The organism is Streptomyces sp. C (assembly GCF_000158895.1).
Lineage (GTDB): Bacteria > Actinomycetota > Actinomycetes > Streptomycetales > Streptomycetaceae > Streptomyces > Streptomyces racemochromogenes.
This window is the reverse complement of the sequence record NZ_GG657752.1, coordinates 331,752-333,228: the sequence shown is the minus strand read 5'-3', so window position 1 is coordinate 333,228 and position 1,477 is coordinate 331,752. Positions and strand designations below refer to the sequence as shown.

At 77.8% G+C, this 1,477-nt stretch carries 1 protein-coding gene; it reads right to left on the bottom strand.

What is annotated here, in order from left to right; genetic code table 11:
• Positions 1–1,477, bottom strand: a 1,477-nt coding sequence (locus SSNG_RS37280; protein WP_007269168.1) for an acyltransferase domain-containing protein, incomplete at both ends; no start/stop codon positions are given.

Genomic DNA, 1,477 nt, shown 5'->3' with positions numbered 1-1,477 from the left:
CCCCAGACCTGTGCCTGGCCGGGGTCGGCGGGCCGGTCGCCGGGGCCGGTGGAGACCGCGCCGCGGGTGGCGCACCACAGGGGTGCGGTGATTCCGGCGTCGCCGAGGGCCTGGTGCAGCCGCAGGGCCGCGTCCAGGCCGGGGTCACCGGCCTCGGCGGGCAGGAGCAGGACGCCGGCGCAGCCGTCGGCGGCGGGCAGGGCCGTGAGCAGGCGGAGGGTCAGGGCGTCGCGGTCGTGGCCCGTGCCGGGGGCCAGGTCGAGGCGGGCGGGGGTGGCGCCGCGGGCGGCGAGCGCGCCGGTGACCAGGTCGAGTTCCCGCGGGCAGGGCCCGGCGACCAGCCAGGTGCCGTCGGGGGCGGTGGTGGCGGGGGTGGCGAGCGGCTGCCATTCGATGCGGTACTGGAGGTCGGCGGCGGGGTCCTGGGCGGCGGCCGCGGGCCGGCCGGTGGTGTCGCCGGGGCGGGGCCAGTAGCGGGTGCGGCGGAACGCCGTGGTCGGCAGGTCCACCCGGTGTGCGGGCTGCCCGGCGAAGACGCCGGTCCAGTCGGGGGTGGTGCCGTGCACGAACAGCTCGCCCAGGGCGGCGGCGACGGTCTCCGCCTCGGGCCGGTCGCGGCGCAGGGCCGGGACGAGGACGAGGTCGGGATCGTTGACGCAGGCCCGGCCGGCGGCGGTCAGCACGCCGGAGGGGCCCAGCTCGACGAAGCGGCGTACGCCCTGGCCCTCCAGGTGGCGCATGCCGTCGTGGAAGCGGACGGCGGCGCGCACGTGCCGGACCCAGTACTCGGGCGTGGCGAGTTCGGCCGGGTCGGCGGTGCGGCCGGTGACGTTCGAGACGATCGGGAGGGACGGCCGGTGGAAGGTGAGGGTGCGCGCGATGCGGCCGAACTCGGCGAGCATCGGCTCCATCAGCGACGAGTGGAAGGCATGGCTGACGTTGAGGCGCTTGGTGCGGTGGCCCGCGGCCTCCAGGAGGCAGGCGGTCCGTGTGACGGCGTCCTCGGGGCCGGAGACGACCACCGCGCGGGGGCCGTTCACGGCGGCGATGTCGACGCCGGCCGCCAGCAGGGCGCGTACCTCGTCCTCGGCCGCCTCGACGGAGACCATCGCCCCGCCCTCGGGCAGCGCGTCCATGAGCCGGCCGCGGGCGGCGACCAGGGTGGCGGCGTCGGGGAGGGTGAGCACGCCGGCGACGTGGGCGGCGGCCAGCTCGCCGACCGAGTGGCCGAGGAGGAAGTCGGGGCGTACGCCCCAGGACTCGAAGAGCCGGTACAGGGCCACTTCCAGGGCGAACAGGGCGGCCTGGGTGTAGCGGGTCCGGTCGAGGAGTTCCGCCGCGCCGCTCACCACCTGCCGCAGCGGGCGGTCCAGGTGTGCGTCCAGTGCGGTGCGGGCCGCGTCGAAGGCCCGCGCGTAGACCGGGAACGCCGCGTACAGCTCGTCGCCCATGCCGGGGCGCTGGGCGCCCTGGCCGG